General features: G+C 44.7%; 12 protein-coding genes and 2 pseudogenes. 6 read left to right on the forward strand and 8 right to left on the reverse strand.

What is annotated here, in order from left to right; all coding sequences use genetic code 11:
- Nucleotides 1-13: 13 nt before the first annotated feature.
- The 8 genes and pseudogenes from WKT12_RS06415 to WKT12_RS06450 all read right to left on the reverse strand — a co-directional run bounded on the left by WKT12_RS06415 (nucleotide 14) and on the right by WKT12_RS06450 (nucleotide 14,271).
- Nucleotides 14-1,999 (reverse strand): DUF4954 family protein, encoded by a 1,986-nt coding sequence (locus WKT12_RS06415; RefSeq protein ID WP_340319178.1) that lies wholly within the window; start codon nucleotides 1,997-1,999, stop codon nucleotides 14-16.
- Nucleotides 2,000-2,001: 2 nt separating this feature from the next.
- On the reverse strand, nucleotides 2,002-3,258 hold the full coding sequence (gene hflX / locus WKT12_RS06420; protein ID WP_021970575.1) for a GTPase HflX: 1,257 nt from the start codon (nucleotides 3,256-3,258) through the stop codon (nucleotides 2,002-2,004).
- 174 nt (nucleotides 3,259-3,432) lie between these two features.
- A complete protein-coding gene (locus WKT12_RS06425; RefSeq protein ID WP_340319179.1) occupies nucleotides 3,433-5,091 on the reverse strand; it encodes a RagB/SusD family nutrient uptake outer membrane protein in 1,659 nt (552 codons plus the stop codon).
- Nucleotides 5,092-5,104: 13 nt separating this feature from the next.
- Nucleotides 5,105-8,110: pseudogene (locus WKT12_RS06430) on the reverse strand (SusC/RagA family TonB-linked outer membrane protein); the annotation flags it as partial.
- Between the two features lie 225 nt (nucleotides 8,111-8,335).
- On the reverse strand, nucleotides 8,336-8,833 hold the full coding sequence (locus tag WKT12_RS06435; RefSeq protein WP_340319180.1) for a lipid-binding protein: 498 nt from the start codon (nucleotides 8,831-8,833) through the stop codon (nucleotides 8,336-8,338).
- A gap of 13 nt (nucleotides 8,834-8,846) precedes the next feature.
- Nucleotides 8,847-9,533: a BT_2262 family domain-containing protein gene (locus WKT12_RS06440; protein ID WP_340319181.1), complete on the reverse strand. Its 687-nt coding sequence runs from the start codon at nucleotides 9,531-9,533 to the stop codon at nucleotides 8,847-8,849.
- A 21-nt stretch (nucleotides 9,534-9,554) separates the two neighbouring features.
- Nucleotides 9,555-11,051, reverse strand: coding sequence for a SusD/RagB family nutrient-binding outer membrane lipoprotein (locus WKT12_RS06445; RefSeq protein ID WP_340319182.1), 1,497 nt, complete (start codon nucleotides 11,049-11,051; stop codon nucleotides 9,555-9,557).
- Between the two features lie 22 nt (nucleotides 11,052-11,073).
- Nucleotides 11,074-14,271 (reverse strand): SusC/RagA family TonB-linked outer membrane protein, encoded by a 3,198-nt coding sequence (locus tag WKT12_RS06450; RefSeq protein ID WP_340319183.1) that lies wholly within the window; start codon nucleotides 14,269-14,271, stop codon nucleotides 11,074-11,076.
- A 426-nt stretch (nucleotides 14,272-14,697) separates the two neighbouring features.
- Between WKT12_RS06450 and WKT12_RS06455 the strand changes: the two genes are divergently transcribed.
- The 6 genes and pseudogenes from WKT12_RS06455 to WKT12_RS06480 form a co-directional block, all read left to right on the forward strand.
- Complete coding sequence (locus WKT12_RS06455) at nucleotides 14,698-15,855, forward strand: site-specific integrase (protein ID WP_340319184.1); 1,158 nt, start codon at nucleotides 14,698-14,700, stop codon at nucleotides 15,853-15,855.
- A 163-nt stretch (nucleotides 15,856-16,018) separates the two neighbouring features.
- On the forward strand, nucleotides 16,019-16,480 hold the full coding sequence (locus WKT12_RS06460) for a hypothetical protein (protein WP_340319185.1): 462 nt from the start codon (nucleotides 16,019-16,021) through the stop codon (nucleotides 16,478-16,480).
- 204 nt (nucleotides 16,481-16,684) lie between these two features.
- Nucleotides 16,685-19,720 (forward strand): SusC/RagA family TonB-linked outer membrane protein, encoded by a 3,036-nt coding sequence (locus WKT12_RS06465; protein ID WP_340319193.1) that lies wholly within the window; start codon nucleotides 16,685-16,687, stop codon nucleotides 19,718-19,720.
- Between the two features lie 25 nt (nucleotides 19,721-19,745).
- Nucleotides 19,746-21,389, forward strand: a complete 1,644-nt coding sequence (locus tag WKT12_RS06470; RefSeq protein WP_340319186.1) for a RagB/SusD family nutrient uptake outer membrane protein — start codon at nucleotides 19,746-19,748, stop codon at nucleotides 21,387-21,389.
- Between the two features lie 31 nt (nucleotides 21,390-21,420).
- Nucleotides 21,421-22,227: a hypothetical protein gene (locus WKT12_RS06475; RefSeq protein WP_340319187.1), complete on the forward strand. Its 807-nt coding sequence runs from the start codon at nucleotides 21,421-21,423 to the stop codon at nucleotides 22,225-22,227.
- A 97-nt stretch (nucleotides 22,228-22,324) separates the two neighbouring features.
- A pseudogene (locus tag WKT12_RS06480) lies at nucleotides 22,325-22,519 on the forward strand (SPFH domain-containing protein); the annotation flags it as partial.
- Nucleotides 22,520-22,608 lie beyond the last annotated feature (89 nt).

The following is a 22,608-nucleotide window of genomic DNA, read 5'->3' on the forward strand; positions in this document are numbered from 1 at the left end:
AGGAATTTCCTTATTATAAACCACTTAAACGCTCTACCAGCTCATTACCCAGTGCAGTCTTCACTTCAATATGCTCCAGCACAGCCGTTACAAACGGATTGCTTTCAAATACTCCCCGCACCTGCTCAAAGTCAAGCATCTGCTCCTCCTTGCTGCCATCCGCTCCAAAGCCCGTCATCGAAGTGAGAGAGAATTCTTTTTTGGCATCTTCATACACCATTCTGTCAAGTCCGACAACCGATTTCTGCCACTGACGCACAATAGCAATTATATCCTTTGCTGTAATCGTATCCGGTTTCAGGCCATAAAACTCCAGCATCTTGCCATAAGCCCATGTCCATTCATACGTATAATAGTTGGCATGCATCCCGGCAAAACGATCATGAATCTGGTCAACCGTATGCAACACACCAGCTTCTATATCATTCATCAGCCGTTCAATCTCCGTTTTAGGCGCAATCAGTCCCGAGATATCCACCCATTCACCTTCTCCAATCGCTGTATCCGGCAGCAAACGATGACGTATCTCTTCATTACTTTTAAAATGAATTCCCTCCAGGCGCTTTATAACAGAATTTCCCAGAAATTTATGAATGGCAGTTTCATAAAAGCCAATCCCCTTATTCAGTGCCGAATTTTTAATTTTCGCACTCTGATAAGAATATATTTCCGATGTTTCACCAGAAACCCGCTGCAACTCTTTCAAAATGCTCCTTCCCTTCATCATCTTCTGAATGGTATACGGACTGAGCAGATTATAATTAATCTGATCCAGACGCACAGAATCTTTTCTCAAATCACGCTTCGGCCACTTCTGTGCATCACGAATCGTCCCCACGCTACGCAGATTCACTCCCGGCACCAGATAAGTCGTATTTTTATCCTCTATCAAATAAGAGAAAGGCAAATCCGAAGTATCAGGATGATTCACATGACGCCCCATCACCAAAGAAAAAGCTCCGATACGCGCCGGCCAGAGAATATAAGAATCGGAAGTCGTTTTCGCTCCCCGTTCCAGTGCTCCCTGGTGAATCGGTCCTAACTTATACATATGATTACTCTGATTAGAGCCCGACCCTGCATTCATGAAAGAGAACATTCCGGCAATCAGCAATGTCGATTTATGATGCGTTACAGTAAACGGCCCGGCAAAAATAGCACACGCTTCTCCATTCTCCTCCTGACAGTTGCTGAAAAACAACGAGTCGGAAGCCGAATAATTATGCCCCATATGACACGCCTGTCCCACAAAGCAACGCGTAATCATCGTGCCATCCTCTATATGAGAGCCACTCGAGATAATAAAATCATCACAAACTACCCCGTAACCGATATGCACCGGATCGGCCGCATTACTGTTAATACTACCGTTCTTCAATCTGCCGGCTCCCTCTATTTCACAATAGTCACCGATGCGGACATTCTTGATATACCCCGAATTCACGATTGTAACATGAGAACCTATCGTACCCACTTCCGAAGCATGCTCCTCCGCATAAGCTTCAATCAACTCCTTCATACGTTCGATAAGCTGCGGACGATGGCGGTACAAAGCCATAATATATGCCTGATGAGCAGAAAGCCGGTCGTGTATCATCACCTCCCGGCCTCCCGTTTCATTCAAGACAGACACCTCTACCCCATTTCCGAAACGAGATTTGCGATCCACCAGGATAATATCCACATTTTCGATAAAAGTATACGCCCCTATCTCATAATTGGCAATATAGTTCTTTACATTCTCTATGCAACAATTATCGCCGACCGTTACATTATGCAGTGTCACATAAGACAATCCCGCATGCTTACAGATACCACCCGATAACGTAAATTCATGCTCAAAAACTCCCAGACGCACCCTTCCCGAAAAACGAGCATGGTGAACATAATCAGGAGTAAAGTTCTCGGCAACCAGCACATCACTCCAGTTGGCAGCCGAACACGACTGGGCTTTCAGCCTGTCTATCTCATCATTAGTCAGCGAACGGTAGTTTTCCATAGCTATTCCTCGTCGTAAGTTTGATAAAGGAAATCATTATAAGGATATTTCTGCACATGCAGTTCCCTTACTTTTTTATAGACAATTTCTTTCAGTTCATCAATGTTAGTCTTGTTACGGGCCGAAATGAAGATACAGTTATCATTCATCTTAGCCATCCACGTATGCATCAGTTCCTCCAGCGTAATATTCTCTTTAGTTTTAGGAGTCAGATCATCCTCCGCCTTTTCCACATACGTATAAGCATCTATCTTATTAAAGATAATCATAGTCGGCTTACCTCCGGCCCCCAGATCCGCAATCGTCTTATCGACAACCTGAATCTGCTCTTCAAAATCCGGATGCGAAATATCCACGACATGCAGCAGCAAGTCAGCTTCACGCACTTCATCCAGCGTCGATTTAAACGAGTCCACCAGATCGGTAGGAAGCTTACGTATAAATCCTACAGTATCAGACAGCAAGAAAGGCAGATTGTCAATAATCACCTTACGCACTGTCGTATCGAGAGTAGCAAACAACTTATTTTCGGCAAAGACCTCACTCTTCGCCAGCAAATTCATCAGCGTTGATTTTCCGACATTCGTATACCCGACCAAGGCTACACGAATCAATCGTCCGCGGTTCTTGCGTTGTGTAGACTTTTGCGTATCAATATCAGCCAGACGCTGTTTCAACAAAGCCATACGATTCAAGATAATACGGCGGTCCATTTCCAGCTGAGTTTCACCCGGACCACGAAGTCCTACAGAACCTTTACCACCTCCGGCACCGGAACCACCTCCCTGACGTTCAAGGTGCGTCCACAAACGCTGCAATCGGGGCAACATATATTTATATTGAGCCAGTTCCACCTGCGTTTTGGCATTGGCAGTCTGTGCCCGCATGGCAAAGATATCCAGAATCAGCGATGTACGGTCCAGAATCTTTACGTTCAGTTCTTTTTCGATATTTCGTATCTGTTTGGCAGAAAGTTCATCATCAAAGATCACCATCCCCACTTCTTCACCTCCCTCTTCCTGCTGTTGCAGCAGATATTCTTTTATTTCCTGCAACTTACCTTTTCCAACATAAGTCACAGAATTTGGAGTATCCAGTTTCTGAGTAAAACGTTTTACGACCTCAGCTCCAGCCGTTTCGGCAAGGAAAGCAAGTTCATCCAGATATTCATTCGTTTTGCGTTCATTCTGCGTCTGGGTAATCAGTCCCACCAGCGCAGCCTTTTCAGTTTGAGCTTCAGATATAACAAATTCTTTCATTCAGTATAGTTGTATTTCTAGTTTCGCAAATATAAACAAAAAAGCACGCATCAAGTATCTTACCAAGCAAAAATTTAAATGAATATTCACACTACAGATACTCAAAGACAAAGAAACCCGTCATCGACTTCCATAAAGTCAATGACGGGTTCCTAAAGAATCAGCTAATTACACTTATTTATAATCAATAGCAGTATTGTAATCAGTTTCACGACCCGGCAGGATCCATTTCCAGAAAGTAGAAACATATTCACCGCTTTCTGTAAATCCATACGTACCAGAGATATATCCACTGAAGTTTCCGTCTTCTTTTATACCATGACGTACAACAGGATCTCCCCAGCGTTTATGGTCGAACCAGTCAAAGCCTTCTCCCCAAAGTTCCAAAGCACGATACTTCTTGATTTCCTTCAGCAGTTCATCACCCGTCTTTGTGCAAGAATAAGAAGCATCACGACCAGAAGTAGCATTCAGCTCGTTCAAAGCATCCTGCGACTGTTTGCCGGTGGCATCTTCATAATAAGCCGCTTCAGCCTTGATAAGCAAAAGCTCTGAATTACGGATAATCGGCTGACAACCAACTGCCGGCTGTCCGGTAGCCTGGAATTTCAAGCTTGCATAAGCAAATCCCTGTTCTACAGCGTTAGGAACAGTCTGTTTCACATACGCATTAGCCTTGTTATAAGCATCTTCAGATATAAAATATCCAGTATTCTGACCTTCATTAGCATCAATTACATCAGTAAACTTTTGGCCTTCGCTCAAGAAAGTCTTTTCTGTCAGGAACAATCCCTTACGGATATCCGTATCAGGGAACTGTTCAATGAACGAACGGTTGATACAAACATTGATACCATTCTGTGCATAATAACCGTTGCAAGCCATATACAACTGCCAGCCATAATACCAGATAGTTTCCGATGCGTCATTATATACTCCCCATACCCATTCATCATTCGGAGTATCGAAGCCAGAATAATAACTGCTCTTGTCCATCAGTGTATAGTTGTCGCCCAAAGCAAGTCCTGCTTCAGACAAAGCCTTACCGTAATCCTGTCTGTTCAGTGCAGCACGTGCATAAATACTGTGAGCAACCTTTTCATCAGGGTAACTGATAGTCGACGAAGCATCTCCATACATATCATCACGTGTCAGACCAGAAGACTGATACAAACGAATAGCCTCATCCAAGTCACTATAAATCTGTTCGTAAGTCTTAGCCAACGTAGACAAAGGCATATCTGTATTTTCACCGGCATCAGCAACCTCATTCAAGCGAAGCACGATACCATCCGTAGCACCGTTATTGCTCTTATACCACGGATCACAATAAAATTCAGACAGACGCATAAATGAATAAGCACGGAAAGTCAATGCTTCAGCCTTCAAGAAATCTCTTTCAGCCTGCGATCCTTCAGCACTTTCAACACGTCCAATCACAGCATTTGCTCCACTCACCAGCATATAGTAATAATACCAGGGATAAGAATCATAGATAGTAGAGTTACTCTGTGTATAGTTGGCATCTCCAATCATGATAGGATACCATCCCGGCGACATATAAGGGAAATTGAATGTTTCTCCCATATACTCACCGTAAAGCAACTTCATTGTACCTTCACCGTTAAACGACTGTCCATAATAGCTGTGCTGTTGAACCATGATACGGCAAAGACCATTAATAGCCAGACGAGCATTTGATGTAGAACTAAAAAGGTCATCACCCTCGACTGTCTGGGTAGACTTAGTGTCCAGCCAACTATCCGAACATGACGTCAGTCCGGCAAGACATCCCATACCCAAAGCCAATATATATGTACGAATTTGTTTCATAAATAATGTTTGTTTAGAATTTTAAGTTAAGTCCTAATGTATAAACTCTGGCACCCACAAAAGTATTGTCCTGTGTACCGTTAAAGCTGTATTGCGGATTCATACCCTTACGAGAAGTAATAATAGCAGCGTTTTCCACTGTTCCGTATACACTCAAACCTCCCAGACCCAATTTGTCAACAAACTTACGTGGCAAATTGTAGTTCAAATTGATATTCTTGATAGTAAAGTAAGATGCATTTGTCAACCAGCGTGAACTTGTTGTCGAAGAAGTCGAAGCCAATGAAGAAAGGTCAAACTGCGGTGTTCCGTTCGGATCAAGACGATTCGGAGAATCTTCAGTCATACCTTCCGGAGCTTCCTTCCAGCCGTTCATCACATCTTTATGCAAAGCACTTGCACCGTTCGAAGTAGTATACATCAAAGACTGATAGTTTGAATCATAAACTTTTCCACCCAGTGAATATGTACACAATACAGACAGTGTCAAATCCTTCCATGTCAAAGAAGTGCTGATGCTTCCATATACATCCGGCAAAGCAGAACCCTGCCATTCACGAGCAGCATACGAAGTACTATACACATAATTCTTACCGTTAATAGTCAGGTAATTACCCTGATCTTTCAACTTGCTTACAGTACTTTCACTCAATGTCGGATCAGCATTATACAATGCACGACCAGTCAACTGATCTACACCTGCATAAGTATACGTATAGAACTCATATACACTATGTCCTTCTGAATAGTTCTGTACACCGTGAAGGATATCTTTTCCGTCAGGCAACTTTGTAATTTCATTATGGATAGTAGTCAGGTTCAATCCGATGTTCCATTTCCAGTCTTTAGTACGGATAGCATCTACATCCATAGCAACTTCCAGACCAGTATTACGTATATTACCGATATTAGCAAAATACTGTGACATACCTGTCGGATCAGCACTCACATACCAGTCAGTTGCACCTGCCGACAACGGATTATAAACCGTGAAGAGCAAATCCTTCGAAGTCTTGTTGAAGAAGTCGAAAGAGAAGTTGAAACGATCAAACAAACGGCCTTCCAAAGCGATATCCAGTGAACCGGAAGTTTCCCATTTCAGATTAGAATTAGGAATCTGTATTTTATAGAAAGCACCAATACCAGCGTTTACATCCGAATAATACAATTCTTTGTATGCATAATAGTCAACACCGGCATCGTTACCAACCTGACCGTAAGAAGCACGCAGTTTCAAGCTGTTTACCCAGTCAATACCTTTCATGAAGTTTTCATCCGAAATCATCCAGCTTGCACCCAGTGACCAGAAGTTACCCCAAGGACTGGAGAAACGAGAAGAACCGTCACGACGGAAAGATGCATCGAAGAAATATTTCTGAGCATAGTTATAACGGATACGCGACAAATAACTTTCTGTTGTATAAACATCTTCATAACCATCGATAGAAGTCATCTTACCGAAGTTAGCCATTTCAGTATTACCGCTGACCTTCATCTGTTCCTTCATCATATAATCCCAGTTCAACTGATGCTTAAATGATTCATGGCCCAGCAATACATCTACATGATGACGGTCGAAATCGTGTGCCCAATATAATTCCTGTGCAAAGCGATATTCAAACAAACGGTTCTGTTCTTTAGCCAGACGACCACCATTGGCAGCACCATCACCACAGTTCGGATTATCAAACTGTTTTACATTTTCATTATAAGTAAACAAGTCACCTCTTACAGTAGCAGAAAAATCTTTCAAGAATTTGATAGTACCATAAACCTGACCATTTACCGTATTACGGTTCTTGCGGTTGATATTATTTTGCAGTTCATAAATAATATTACGTCCGCTCAAATAAGAATAGTTATCGATATCATAAACAGCATTTCCAGCCTCATCAGTCATAATGCTGCCGTCAGCATTGTGCTTATAGTAAGGATAAACCGGCGCCATCATGTCAGCGGTATAGAACGGGTTCGCATAATACGAACTTTCAGCTTGTCCCTGGAAGTTGGAAGTAGACGAAGTACCACTCAATGTAATACCAGTAGTAAACCATTTCACCGGACGGAAGTTTGCATTCAAACGAGCAGTAAAACGGTCAAAATCAGAAGCAAGGATATAACCTTTTTCATTCAAGTAACCAAATGATGCAAACACATCATACTTATCACCGGCAGCATCAGCGCTGACACCATATTCCTGACGATAGCCAGTACGTTCCAGAGCATCAACCCAGTCCAGGTCAGAATAACCCGGCAATACATTAGCCACCAGTTTACCATTAGCGTCAAACATGTCAGCTCCCGTTTTGTCGAAGATATTCGTTTTTACGACGCTCGAGTTCAAAGTTGAAGCAGCTTTAGCCAAAGCATCAGCAGGAGAAGCACCTGCATTTTTCTGATAATAACTGCTCCATCCCTGCAACATGGTTTCCATCCAGTCCTTTACTCCCAATTTATCATACTGAGGGATAGCACGGGTATACATACCTTGTTTCAGGTTCATACGCAGATTCAGCTTGTTGCTCTTACCTTTCTTAGTAGTGATAAGTACAACACCATTGGCAGCCTTGTTACCATAAAGAGCAGCCGAAGAAGCATCCTTCAAGACAGACATAGATTCAATATCCTGAGGATTGATATCATTCAGGTTACCACTATAAGGACTACCATCTACAACGATAAGAGGTTCGTTACTACCATTGATAGAGCCAAAACCACGGATACGGATACTTGTCTTGTCACTACCCGGCTCACCATAAGAGTTATTTACCTGAATACCTGGAGCAGCACCTTCCAAAGCATTTGTAGCCTGAGTGACAGGACGCAATTCCATGTCTTTTGCATCAAGCGATGCTACAGCACCAGTCAAAGACTGCTTGCTCGCAGTACCATAAGCAACAACAACGACCTCATCAAGTGAATGAGAATCAGAACGTAATACAACTTGTACATTCGGCTTGATTGCCACTTCCTGAGTTTCCAGGCCAATGAATGAAACAACCAAAGTTTTTGCCGAACTGAAATTTACTTATAATCGTCTGATTATAAGTGATGTAATTGAATGTGGCAAGACGGGGTAAATAAGAAGCCGGCAGCTCTGGAAATGTTTCCCGGCAAGATGGAAGGTTATTTTTTCTACCCGTTTGTAACCCCATCGAGGGGGAGGATACAAAAAAAGAGAATGCGTTTCCACATTCTCTTTTTTGCAAATACTGATATTATTGATTGCTTTCGGGGTATGCAATTAGAAATCATCAGCAGGGAATCCTGTACGGCGGAATCCTGAAACCTTGTAAGTCAGTCCGTCCGGATCATCATCGAACTGTATCATATAAACGATGCTGTCGGCCGGCATTCCGCTCGGAGTAAGAGCAGCACCTTCCAGTACTTTACCGTCGGTGATTTTAACCTTACAGTCGTATGAAGTATTTTCGATGAAATCGTTGGTAGTAAACGTTCTGTTGTTGTAGTCTACATTTACTTTTACCTTGTAATCCCAGAAGTTAGCTCCATCTTCCAACCACATTTCAGTAGGAACATTGGCTGCGGTATTGTAAGTATACATACGGAAATGTCCCAGTCCTACATCTCCCACTTCTTGTCCATTGTCAATAACGGTAGCAGTAACCCACCAGTCGCCGGCCATCTTTTCGACAGCTGTACCTCCAGGTTCTGTATCGTCATTACACGAAGTAAGTACAATTGAAAGAGCAACAAATAAGAATGTTATATATTTTTTCATAATGTTTCAGTAATTATTTGGTTAATGTAACACTAAGAGGAGTTCCTCCGTAATCTACAGTCATAGTTACGACACCTGTTTCCGGATTGTATTTTCCTTCTGTCAGACTTAATGTAAGCTGTGAAGCAAAATACCAGTTTCCGACTTCAAGCAGGCTGAGTGTATTGTCGTCGTTCAATTTCACCTTGGCTTCTGCATGAAAATCATACATCGGTTCAAATCCCGGGTTCATTCCGTAGAATTGCAGACCTCCCAGCAAGTCATCAATCAGGTAAGTTCCGTCTTCGTTTTCCGTAATCAGAATAGGAGCACCTGTATAATGACGTGTACCGGCTTGAGATTCACCCTGATATGCACTTGCAAAATGATCAGGATCGACTACCATTACCTGACGGGTTTTTGAAACAGAGAAACCATCGACATTGGCTACGGAATATACCAGGTTGTAGAATCCCGGTGTAGCACTGTTTACACTACCGCTGACCTTTACTCTTTCGCTGATGTCTTCTCCGTTTTCGGTTGCTTCGTATCCGGGTTCTGTATAAGTTTCACCCAATGACAGTTTTACAAAATCATCACCTTTCAGGCTGAGTTCTGCAAAATAGGTTACTTTGGAAAGATCTTCTGTTGAATCGTCACACGAAGTAGCTGTTCCCATGAACAACCCTCCCATGAGTATGCAATAAAATATTTTTCTCATTTTCATAAGGCATTTAAATTATTAGTTTTTATCCCACCACACAGGAGTGCTTACCGGCACAGCTTTAGGAGTATTTACATTGTACATACGTGCACTCAGCGGGTATGTCATTCGTTTTACGAGTCCGCTTCCCAAACCGTTGATCCATGGTTCGATAAGGTCGCCCGGAACGTAGTTTGAACCACCTTTGAAGATGTCGACCTGTGGTACTGTTGTCAGGTTCGGACAGTCGGTACGGCGTATTTCGCTCCATGCTTCCATGTGGTCCATACAGAACAGGGCTGCCCATTTCTGCATGTATACCAGGTGCAGCTTGTCGCTTGTTGAAGCTGCCTTGTTCCACAATGCCAGGATACCTGCTTCCTGACCGCCCATGCTACGTGCATTGAAGTCGGCAGTAACTCCGGCGTTGTAAGCGCTCTGAGCGCCAGATTCATCATTCATGAAGCGCAGTCTGACTTCTGCAATCAGGAATTGAAGTTCGGCCTGAGTGAACATATAGAACGGCTGGGTTGCTCCACCTCCGTCGGAATGCTGATAATTGATGGCACTTACATTTTCATTTTTCCAGGTATCGGAACCGTTGTTATCGTCTGACTTGGTTCTACCGCCCGGGATCTGTCCCAAATATTTGCCTTCCTTTTTATTCTTGTCGATTGCATAAGCGATACGCGGGTCGTCGTTAGCCTGATAGTAAGCTACGATAGGATATGCGGCACACTGGTTACCGGCTGTATTTACAGCATTTGTTTCGTACCACGGGTTACGTTTGGACGTTTCGTCAGCAAAACCGGTAAAGGCTGCATCGCCGGTAAAGAAGTTGTTTTCCTGAACGAGTGTCTTGACTTTTTCTGTATAGGCAGCAGCATCTACTCCTGCATCGATGAAACGCAGGTACATGCGCAGACGCAATGCGTTGGCCAGTCCTTTCCACTGCTCCATGTTGCGGTTGAACACCAAGTCTTCGCTGTCCATTGTAGCATTGGCTGTCAATGCACTTTCGGCTGCATCTATCTCGGCCAGTACGCCTTTGTATACATCTTCTCCGTTATCCCATTTCGGATTGCTCACAGAGTTGCCTTTCAGGGCTTCGCTATATGGAGCCTCGTTGGTATTATCAACCATTACTTGCAGCACATAAGCGCGCAGTACGGTTGTAGCGAAACGGTCGGCAGGATTTGTACTTTTATCGAGCACTTCCTGAGCATCCATCAGAGCACCTGCGTAAATGATACGGTAGGAATAGTCCATCAGCTGAGATGATTCATTGAACATGTACTGGCTGATTTCGATGTACTGGCTCTGTTCCGGATTCTGTTCATAATACTGTGCGAAGAAACCTGCATAGTTATGGATTTCACCTCCTACGGCTGCGGCAATACCTGCTTCAACAGAAGGGAAAATCAAGTCCGGCGTCATCTGCTCGTTGCTTGGGTAGTTTGGGTCTTCATTGATGTCAAGGTCGCAGCTTGTACACAGGCTTGCCATCAATAAGGTATATAATGCTAATTTTTTCATAAATAAGTTTCTTTTTGAGTGATTAGAATTTCACATTTAAGTTGATACCGAAATTACGTGAAGTCGGGTTTGAAGAATATTCACCGTAATTACCTGACAAGTCGTTACCGAATGATGTTGTTTCAGGATCGATAAATGTGTTGCTGGATGGTGTCCAGATGAACAGGTTGTTTCCGTAAGCAGACAGACGTACACCCTGCAACGGAGTTTTGGCCAACCATTTCTTCGGCAAATCCCAGCTCAATACTACAGAACGCAGTTTGACGTATGACTTATCGATCAGGTCGATTTCACCACCGATACCACCCATCGGATCGTAGTAGTAGTTACAGATATCTGCACTTGAAACCGGTGTCGTATTTTCTACGTAGCTGATGCTTCCGTCGGCATTGGTTACTTTGTTTACAGAGTTCGGTATGATGAAGGTGTTACGGTCGTTGTATGCTGTCTGGATAGCGTTACCTGTAAAGTAGAGGGTATTCTTTGTCTTAGAATACATGATACCACCCTGACGGATATCGAAGTCTGCGCTCAGTGATACACCTTTGTAAGTAAGTGTTGTAGAAACACCCATCTGGTAACGGTTGTTCATATCGCCGTAAGTAGCAAATTCGGCTGCTGCAACAGGAAGACCTGTGTTGGCATCTGCTACGATTCTGCCTTGCGGGTCGCGTTCTACAGCTTCTGCCTTGAAGACACCCAGAGGCTGGCCTACAATGGCATACATACTTGTACTACCGTTCAATCCGTAGATAACGGTTTCGCCGCCCAGTTCTTCCGGCAGGCTGACAACCTTACTCCAGTTCTTGGTGAAGTTCAGTGTTACATCCCAGCTGAAATCTCTTGTCTGGATAGGAGTACCGCTAATGAGCAATTCAACACCCTTGTTGCTGATTTTACCTAAGTTGATGTTTTGTGAACCATATCCGGTTGAAGGATCCATACTCAATGACATGATCTGCTTGTCTGAGTTACGGTTGTAGTATGCTGCATCGAACGACAGACGGTTGTGGAAGAATGCCATATTCAAACCGAATTCATATTCGGTAGTCATTTCCGGGCTCAGGTTATCGCTACCCAGGATGTTGCCTAATGTATAAGAGTTGACTCCACCCAACGGGAATTTCAGATAACCGAACGGAATAGAATACTGTGCAGAACCATATACAGGGCTTAACATATATACATCGGCATCGTTACCGGTCTTACCCCAGCTGGCACGTACCTTACCGAAAGTGATGACGTCTTTTACTTCGTCGCTCAGCAGTTCGCTGAAAATGAAGCTACCAGTTACACCCGGATAGAAGAAGTCACGGTTGCCCTTCGGCAATGTTGACGACCAGTCGTTACGGGCAGTAACAGTCAAATACAACATGTTTTTCCATGAACCTTCGAACTGTCCGAACACACCCATCAGACGACGAAGCTCGTTATACTGAGTAACGGTAGGTGTCTGTGAAGAGTTCGACAGATTGAACCATGTAGGAATTGTCAGATTGTTTACTGCTGATTTCTGATAAGAATATTTACGTTCGTTACCGTTGAAACCTACCAAAGCATTTACATGGAAGTCATTGATCGGCATATCGAATGACAACAGGAAATCCTGGTTGATTTCACGACGGCGGCTGGTCATGATGCTATATTCACCGTATTCGCCGGCAAACGGGCTACTTGCTCCCATACCTTCACCGTTAGGAGTACCTTCGTAGTACAAAGCATACAAGTTTTCTGATCCGTATTCAGTTTGTCCGGTTGTAGAGTCCAGACCCATACGGTAAGTAAACTTGAAGTATTTCAGGAAATCGTAATCCAACTGGAATTTACCATAGAAACGTTCTGAATTGTAAGTATTCAGGTTGTGTTCCAGAATATAGTAAGGGTTCATTACACCATAAGGAGTGTAGTAATATCCCGGAGTGTTGAACGGATCGTTCAGGTCGGCCAGGCTTTCTACATTAATATCACGCGGAGTCTGCCACAAAGAATTGGCCATAGACAATCCCTGACCGGTTGTAGCAAATTTATTGTCCTGATAAGCATAGTTCAAAGAGGTACTGAAAGTCAGGTTACCGATTTTATGGCTACCTCTTCCTGAGAATGTATACTTGTTGTATGAATCGGCATCGGTAGGAATGATACCGTCATCACTGATTTGAGAAAACGAAACAAAATAGGTACTTTTGTCGGTAGCACCGTTGAAAGACAAGCTGTTGTTGTATCTGAAGCCTGTATCGAAGAAATCTTTCATGTTGTCCTTTACAGCAACATAAGGTTTCATTTTCTGAGAATTGTTGTATACATTACCATACAACTGCATAGAACCGTCGAAACGAGGTCCCCAAGAACCGTTTTCGATTTCAGTATGTGTTCCGCTCCAACCCATACCAAACTCGTTCTGCATTTCAGGCATACGCAATACAGATGACCACTGCACGCCACCGTTATATTCGATGCCTAATCCTTTTCCTTTTTTACCGCTTTTTGTGGTAATCATAACGACACCGTTTGCTGCACGGCTACCATACAGAGCTGTAGCGGCCGCACCTTTCAGGATTGTCATGTTTTCCACATCATCCGGATTCACCGCATTGGCACCGTTACCGAAGTCGAATCCTGAGTTCAAACCATCGCTTGAAGATACAGAAGAGTTATCCAAAGGTACTCCATCGACTACATACAAAGGCTGGTTGCTGCCGCTCAATGAGCTGACACCACGGATGATAACTGAATTTGAAGCTCCCGGGTCGGAAGATGTAGCGGAAATCTGTACACCGGCTACCTTACCGGCAAGGCTGGACATTACGTCTGAAGTACGGCTTGCAGAAATCTTTTCACCGTTTACAGAAGTTGCAGAATAGCCTAATGCTTTTTCCGATCTTTTTATACCCATTGCTGTTACAACGACCTCGTCCAATTGTTCAGCATCCGATTTCAAAATAACATTCACAACTGGCTTAACAGCAACCTCTTCGCTACGTAAACCAATGAATGAAACAACCAAAGTTTTTGCCGAACTAGGCACATTGTTGATTGTAAAGTTACCGTCGATGTCTGTAACAGTACCTACAGTGGTACCTTTTACCAAGACAGACGCTCCAACAACCGGCAAACCGTCTTCTTCAGAAGTAACAGTACCTGTTACCTTCGAAACTTGCGCGTTTACCAGACCTATACCTATCATTAGGAAGGTCATTAAAAGCATCAATTTTCTTTTCATAAGATTCTCTCTTAAAGTTTAACTTTGAATTAATAAATTTTCATTAGTTGTTTTCTCGACCGCAAAAATAGTTAAAAATATAATACCTGTATACTTTTCGATAAGAAAACTATACAAAAGGTCCGTCTTTTAACACTTACACCTCGTATTTGATGCCAAAATGCTTGTTTTTCTTGGGTAAAATCTTTTCACTTTGTCATTGGCAAATGGATTTGATAAGAACATATTGACATAAAAAACGGTAATAAAGCTTTCTTTATCGTTACATTTTTTATCAAAATACAAGAAATTATATTCAATTTAAAAGTTGGTATTTAACAATAATATAAAAAAGCTGATTGGTTGCAACGAATAAAAATACAACTTATGCATATATATTGATTTTTGGCTGATAATAGATCATACTTTTATACAAATAACTTAGAAATGAAAAAGATTAAGTATCGCATTGTTTACAATCGCAAAAAGCAGTTAGACAGCCAGGGAAAGGCTTTAGTTCAGGTAGAAGCCTGCCTGTCGGGCAAAAAATCTTATTTTTCTACTCATATTTATCTCAAGCCCAGCCAGTGGAGCGCCCGTACTTCATCAGTCTGCAATCATCCTCATGCGGAAGAACTCAACTATATGCTGGAAGAATTCATGCTGAACCTGCAAATGCGTGAACTGGAAGCCTGGAAACAAGGGAAGGAAATCTGCCTTCAACTATTGAAAGAAATCCATGAAGATGCAGCCGTTGAAAACAAACTAATCCCTTTTGGTAGAAAATGGATAGAAAATTCTCCCATCCGCGAAAGCACCAAAAGTAATCTGAACACAACTCTTTCGTTGCTGGAAACCTTTTCATCCGGCATAACGTTCAGGCAACTGGACTATAAAACATTGTTGTCTTTCGAGCAGTTTCTGAAAAGCAAAAAGTTGGGCACAAACACTATAGCCAAACATTTTCGCCACATCCGGACCATACTGAACGAAGCCATCCGCCAAGGTCTGATAACTAAAGAGCTCTCTCCGTTTACCGAATATAAGATAAAGACGACAGAAAGCCATCACACCTACTTGCTTCCGGAAGAGCTGGAAAAGCTGGAGCATATCACCCTGTCCCGAAAAAGGCATGCACTCTGCCATAGTCTTGATGCTTTCCTGTTCTGCTGTTACACCGGCTTACGTTATTCCGATTTCATACGGATGGAACAGAAAAACTTTATCCAGTCGGACAATGGACTCTGGATGGTATTCAAGTCTCAAAAGACGGGTGCCGTAACCCAACTGCCACTCAGCCATCTGTTTCAGGGAAAGGCCGTCCGTATTTTATGCCGCTATACAGATATCAATGATTTTTTCCACATCAAGCCCAATGCTTCCGTCAACAAAGATCTGATACGCATAGGAAAACTTGCCGGACTTGCCAAGCACTTCTCATTCCACACGGCACGTCATACAAATGCCACCTTATTATTATATAAAGGAGTGCAACTGGCCACCGTTCAAAAACTACTCGGTCACCGGAACATCAAGACAACCCAAGTTTATGGAGAGGTACTTCCGCAGACGATCGTCAAGGAATTGAAAAAATGCAAGTTCTGAATCGTATTTTCGTATCCATCGGGCAGAAATATCTCCTGCATAATCCTCTTTTCAGACCTTATATCTATTATAAGGACCAATATAGTTATATAACCGGATAAAATCGGCGTTGCACCCTTTGGTGAGAATTCCTAATTTTAAAACGATTTTAAATTATAGAGTTATGAAAAAGGTATTATTTTTGTTTGCACTTTTAGTAAGTGTCATGGGGTTGTCATCTTGTTCCGATGACGAAACAGTACTTGATGTAAATCAACTTGAAGAAACATGGGGGCTGGTATCTTTGACTGGATATTATTATGAGGATGGTGAAAAAATCTCCTATAACGAGAATTACAATCCTTTTGAACCGACCAACGACTGTGAGAAAATCACAATAGAAAAAATTGGTGACAACAAATATCAGGTAACTCATTATGAGTATACCAATGGAAACTGGCGCCGTTACTATAGCGAAAACATCTTCCTCGAAGGAGATAAGCTCGTTCCGGAAAACATGGAAGGAGTTGATGTTTCGACAGTCAGACTTATAGAAGCCTCTTCTGACAAGCTTGTCGTCGAAGGACAGGGAGAAGATGAAGATGGAGCTTTCTACGACAAATATTCATACCAGCGGATGGAATAATAAACAACCACTCGTTTTAACAAAAATCTCTAATTCATTGCCGTCATTGATGTATACTTCATCAGTGACGTTTTTTTTGTGCAAAGCTACAAATAGGTAGAAAATAGCATTTATATAAACGCTCTGGAACGTCCGAAAACTTATATACACGGAAGTCTGTTGAAACCCGTAAACAGACATACTACTGATTATTAATTACTTATCATCACTTATAGTTCGGCAAAAACTTTGGTTGTTTCATTCATTGGCCTGGAAACTCAGGAAGTGGCAATCAAGCCGAATGTACAAGTTACCCTCGCATCAGATTCACAAGCACTGGACGAAGTAATGGTCGTCGCTTATGGTACTGCAAAAAAATCGTCGTTCACCGGTTCTGCCGGAACCATGAACTCCGACAAGATAGCTGCCCGAAGTGTATCCAATATCACCAATGCCATGTCCGGACAGGTTGCCGGTGTGCAAATGACCAGCAATAACGGACAGCCGGGTGAATCTGCAAAAATACGTATCCGCGGTGTCGGTTCCATGTCTTCCAGCAACGATCCGCTGTACGTAGTCGACGGTGTTCCCTACGACGGCAACATCTCTTCCATCAACCCTTCGGATATCGAATCACTGACAGTCTTGAAAGATGCGGCCGCCAATGCCATCTACGGTGCCCGCGGTGCGAATGGTGTGGTACTCATCACCACAAAGAGCGGACAGAACGGAGAAGCCCGTGTAACCTTCGATGCCAAATGGGGCTCCAACTCACGTGCTGTCCCCAACTACGACGTTATCAGCAACCCGGGAGAGTACTACGAAACCATGTTCAAGGCCCTGTACAACTCGAAAGCCTATGCCGGTTCCTCGGCAGCAGACGCTTATGCCTATGCCAACAACACCCTGTTCGATGCAAAGAACGGTGGTCTGGGCTATCAGGTATACACCGTACCTAAAGGAGAAAACCTTATCGGTACCAACTTCAAGCTGAACCCGAACGCTACATTAGGATATTCCGACGGTACCTATTATTACACTCCAGACGACTGGTACGACGAAATCTTCGGAAGCAGTTTCCGTCAGGAGTACAATGCCAGCGTATCAGGCAAGTCCGACAAGATCAGCTACTATGCCAGCGCCGGTTACCTGAACGATACCGGTCTGATACAGAACTCCGCTTTCAAGCGTTACACAGGTAGAGGTAAAGTCGACTACCAGGCAAAGAAATGGTTGAAGATCGGAACCAATTTATCCTACACCTATTCCGATTCACAGGCCCCCGACAACCAGACAGCCGACGACTGGTCTTCCAGCGGTAACCTGTTCTTCATCACCAACTCCATTGCCCCCATCTATCCGATGTATGTGCGCAATGCCGACGGTTCCATCCAGATCAACCCGACTACCGGATACAAAGTATACGATGCCGGTTCTACCACCAATTTCTCCCGTCCTACCTTCACAGGAAACGCGGCGCGCGACATTGAGCTGAACCAGTACCATACCTATACCGATGCCTTCTCCGGCAAATGGTACGCCAACATCACCCCGCTGGAAGGACTTACCCTTACGGCAAACATTGCGACCACACTCGAGAACACACGTTCCAACAACCTGTACAGCACCTTCGGAAGTGCAGCATCTACCGACGGTGAAGTATATGTAGAGAGCACACGTACCTTCGGAGTCAATACCCAGTATCTGGCAAACTACATACATACCTTCAACAATGTACACAACTTCGACATCATGGTCGGTTACGAACAGTACAGACTGAAAGAACAAGTCCTGTACGGCGACAACACCAACACCTACGATCCGAACATCGGCGAGCTGGGTAATGCTGTCGGAACCGACAAGAAGACCGTCAACTCCTATACAGACAACTACATGACCGAAGGTATCCTGAGCCGTATCCAGTACAACTACGATGGAAAGTACTTCCTGAGTGCCTCCTACCGTCGCGATGCCTCTTCACGCTTTGCTCCCGAACACCGCTGGGGTAACTTCGGCAGCGTGGGCGGCGCATGGCTCATGACCAAAGAAAAGTTCCTCGAAGACATCAGTTGGCTGAACATGCTGAAGTACAAGGCAAGTTGGGGTATACAAGGAAACGACCACCTGCTCATTCTGGTCAACGGACAGTACGTAAACAACTGGTACGCCTACAAAGACCAGTACACCGTTTCATACAGCAACGGTCAGTACTCCACTACCCTCGCCTATAAAGGCAACAAAGACCTGACATGGGAAACCTCCTATTCCTTCAATACCGGATTCGATTTCGAACTGTTCGGCAGCCGTCTGAATGGTACTGTAGAATACTTCAGCCGTATCACCAAAGACCTGCTGTACAACCAGCCTACCCCGGTTTCTTCCGGTATCAGTACAGGTTCTATCCCTACCAATATAGGAAGCATCTCCAATAAAGGTATCGAGCTCGACCTGACAGGAGTCATTTTCCGTACCAAAGACTTTGAATGGACAGCCAACCTGAACCTTACCCATTACAAGAACAAAATCACAGCCCTGTCGCCCGAACTCGAAGCAGCCGGCGGTCAGAAAGGCTCTTACTACATCTACCGCATCGGAGGTTCACTGTACGAATCTTACGTTAAGGAATATGCAGGCGTAGACCCCTCTACCGGTAAGGCACTGTACTATGTAGACCCCGACAACGGCGACTACACCACCACAACCGATTACAGCGCAGCCAAGCAGGCAGACCAGGGCGATTTACTCCCGAAAGTATACGGAGGTTTCGGCACATCGCTGAACTATAAAGGACTCGATTTCAGTCTGCAACTGTCATATCAGTTGGGCGGACGCTACTACGACGGAAGCTATCAGGCCTTCATGCACAATGGCGGCAGCGGTATGCAGGGATACAACTGGTCAACCGACATCCGCGACGCATGGACTCCCGACAACCGCTATACCGATGTACCCCGACTCGATGCCAGCGACGACTGCTACCAGTTAGATTCAAGCCGATTCCTGGTCAGCTCAAACTACCTGAGTCTGAACAACATCACATTAGGATATACCCTGCCGAAGAGCTGGACCAAGAAACTCCAGATCAGCAACCTGCGTGTATACGTATCGGCCGACAATGTAGCCCTGCTCACCGCCCGCAAAGGTCTTGACCCGCGTCAGGATTTCGGTCTGGGAAGCTCAACACAAGGCAGTGGCGCCGCAACCAGCAGCTCCTACTCAGCCATGCGTACCATCACAGGCGGTATTAACCTCACTTTTTAAACACTTCAAAAAAGGAACATAAATTATGAAACTATATAGCAAACTATTTTTAGTGGCAATGGGATGCACCACCCTGAACGGTTGTTCCGACATGGACGACATGGACAGTGAAGGCTTCCGCGTCACCGGCGAACAGATAGAAAACACCAACGAACTCATTCCTTCGCGAGTAGAATCAAGCCTTGTAGGTATGTACCACTACATGGGAACCCAGTATGCAGGCGCTCCGACCAGCGAGCGCGACGACGACTTCGGCTATCCTACCGCCTGCATATCCCAAGACCTGAACGGTTCCGACATGGTATGCGACAACAGCGGTTACAACTGGTTTACCGTAGCGAGCGATTACTCCGACCGCAATGAAACCTATGCCAACCCCCAGCTCCGCTACAGCTACTTCTACAACCAGTTGAAACTTGCCAATGACATCCTCGCCTCTGTCGACCAGAATACCGAAGATGCCAAACTGAAGCAATACATCGGTGAAGCAAAAGCCGTCCGTGCGTTCGACTATTTGTGTCTGGCCCCCTACTACCAGTTCAACTACCAGAGCTGTAAAGACCAGCCCTGCGTACCTCTGGTAACCGAAACCACAACCGATTTCGGCAACAACCCGCGTGCTACCGTCGAACAGATCTACACCCAGATCATGAACGACCTGAACGATGCCATCAGCAAGCTCGAAGGCTACGACCGCAAAGGCGACAAGACACGCATCGACCAGCAGGTAGCCTACGGCCTCCGTGCACGCGCTAACCTGTATATGGGCAACTGGGCCGAAGCCGCCTCCGATGCCGCCAAAGCCATGAAAGGTTATACCCCCTACAGCCGCGAAGAAGTATCGAAACCCGCCTTCTACAGCCTGAGTGACCACAACTGGATATGGGGCATCAGCATCACGGCAAACGATGTAACCAAGAACGGAGGCAACCCCTCCTGGCCTTCACACTTAGGCTCATTCTCCGGCAGTTCCTATGCAGCCGCTGTAGGCGTATACAAACGTATCAACACGCTTCTGTACAATGAAATTCCAGCTACAGATATCCGTAAGCAATGGTGGGTAGACAAAGACCTTCATTCCGACCTGCTGAACGGGTTAACCTGGAAAGAAGCAAGCGGACAAGACATTCCGGCCTACATCATCACCGACGTCAAAGTAGCCTATGTCCCCTATACCAACGTCAAGTTCGGAATGAAAAGCGGCATAGGAAGCGCCACCAACGACTGCGACTGGTGCATCATGCGTACAGAAGAAATGATGCTGATAGAGGCAGAAGGTCTTGCCATGAGCAATCAGGAAAGCCAGGCAAAGAGCAAGCTCGAAACCTTCGTGAAGACCTACCGCGATCCCGACTACACCTGCACCGCCTCAACCAAGGAAGCCCTGCAAAACGAAATCTGGAAACAGCGCCGTATCGAGCTGTGGGGAGAAGGCTTCGCCATGGCCGACATCATGCGTCTGAACAAGCCCGTCGTACGCTTCCACGGCACCGACAAAGGCAACTGGCCCGATGCATTCTGCTTCAACGTAGAAGCCGGCGACCCCTACCTGCTGATGCGTATTCCGCAAAAGGAATCAAACAACAATGCAGGCATCGTAAACAATACCGGCGGCAGCAAACCAGTTTCCCTGCAAAACCCGAATCTGAAAGACGGCGTAACCGACTAATCAAAACGTATAACTCTAAAACAAGACAACCATGAAACTATTAAACCATATATTCTTCACCGGAATCCTCCTTACATCCACTCTGCTGAGTGGATGTAGCGACGACGACTACACTCCGGGAGAAGCCAGCAACGCCAGCGGCCTCAATGTCTACTTCGAATCCCCTGTCAATGCAGAAGTTGCCTTAGGGCCAAACGATACAGAATTTACCGTTACGGTAGGCAGAAACCAGACCGGCGAAGCCCTGTCCGTTCCCTTGAAAATGTCAAGCACCTGCGCCGGCCTGTTCGAAGTCCCGACCCAAGTCGATTTTGCACAAGGCGAAAGCAGCAAGACCCTCACCATCAAGGTCAGCAGCGACACCCAGTTGTTCGAATCCTACCCCATGACCCTGATTATCGATCCGGCATATACACAAGCCTATACACAGTCGTCCACCTATCCCCGTCTGGAGCTGAACATAGTAAAAGAAGACTACGTACCCTACGCCGACGGCAAGTTCTGCGACTACTTCATGAGCCCCGATGAAAATCCAGTCTACACCGACCAGGAAATGGAATATTCGGCCATACTGGACATGTACCGTCTGAAAGCATGCTGGGGTACAGGTACAGGCAGCATCGTATTCGCATGGAAAGGAGATAAAGTAGAACTGCAATCCTCCTCCTTCGCAACAGGTATCAACGATGCGACCTACGGAGCTGTAAGCGCTTCACTTGCCGAAGACGCCACTTACGACGAAGCAAGCAAGACCTTCACCTTCCCCCTCGAATTTCTGGTCAGTGCCGGTAGCTTCGGTATCCTGTACGAAAGCTATACCATCACTTCGCTGAAATAATCTGCCGGAAAAAACAGCAACGAATTATATTCAGAAAAATATAATCCCCTATAAAAAGAGAATGTCAAAAAAACATTCTCTTTTTTTGTTTTATCCACTTATCAGCGCACGCGAGAAAATTGTAGAAGGAGCTGTATCCATGATTCATATGGCACTCGACAAACTATCTCAAGAAGAAATCGTAGAACTGGACGAAGACAAGAAAGCCGCCATGGTGAGCAATCTGCTCGTTGTACTCTGCGCCGACAAATCTGCCCAGCCGGTATTGAATGCAGGTACCCTGAATCACTAATCAAGAAAACAGCCAATGGCAAAAAAAGAGTAAGCATCCGATAAAATACACATTGTAAAGCCCTCCACTCTTCCGTTACTTTGCCAATA

It is taken from the genome of Phocaeicola sp. HCN-6420 (assembly GCF_037890145.1).
Classification (GTDB): domain Bacteria; phylum Bacteroidota; class Bacteroidia; order Bacteroidales; family Bacteroidaceae; genus Phocaeicola.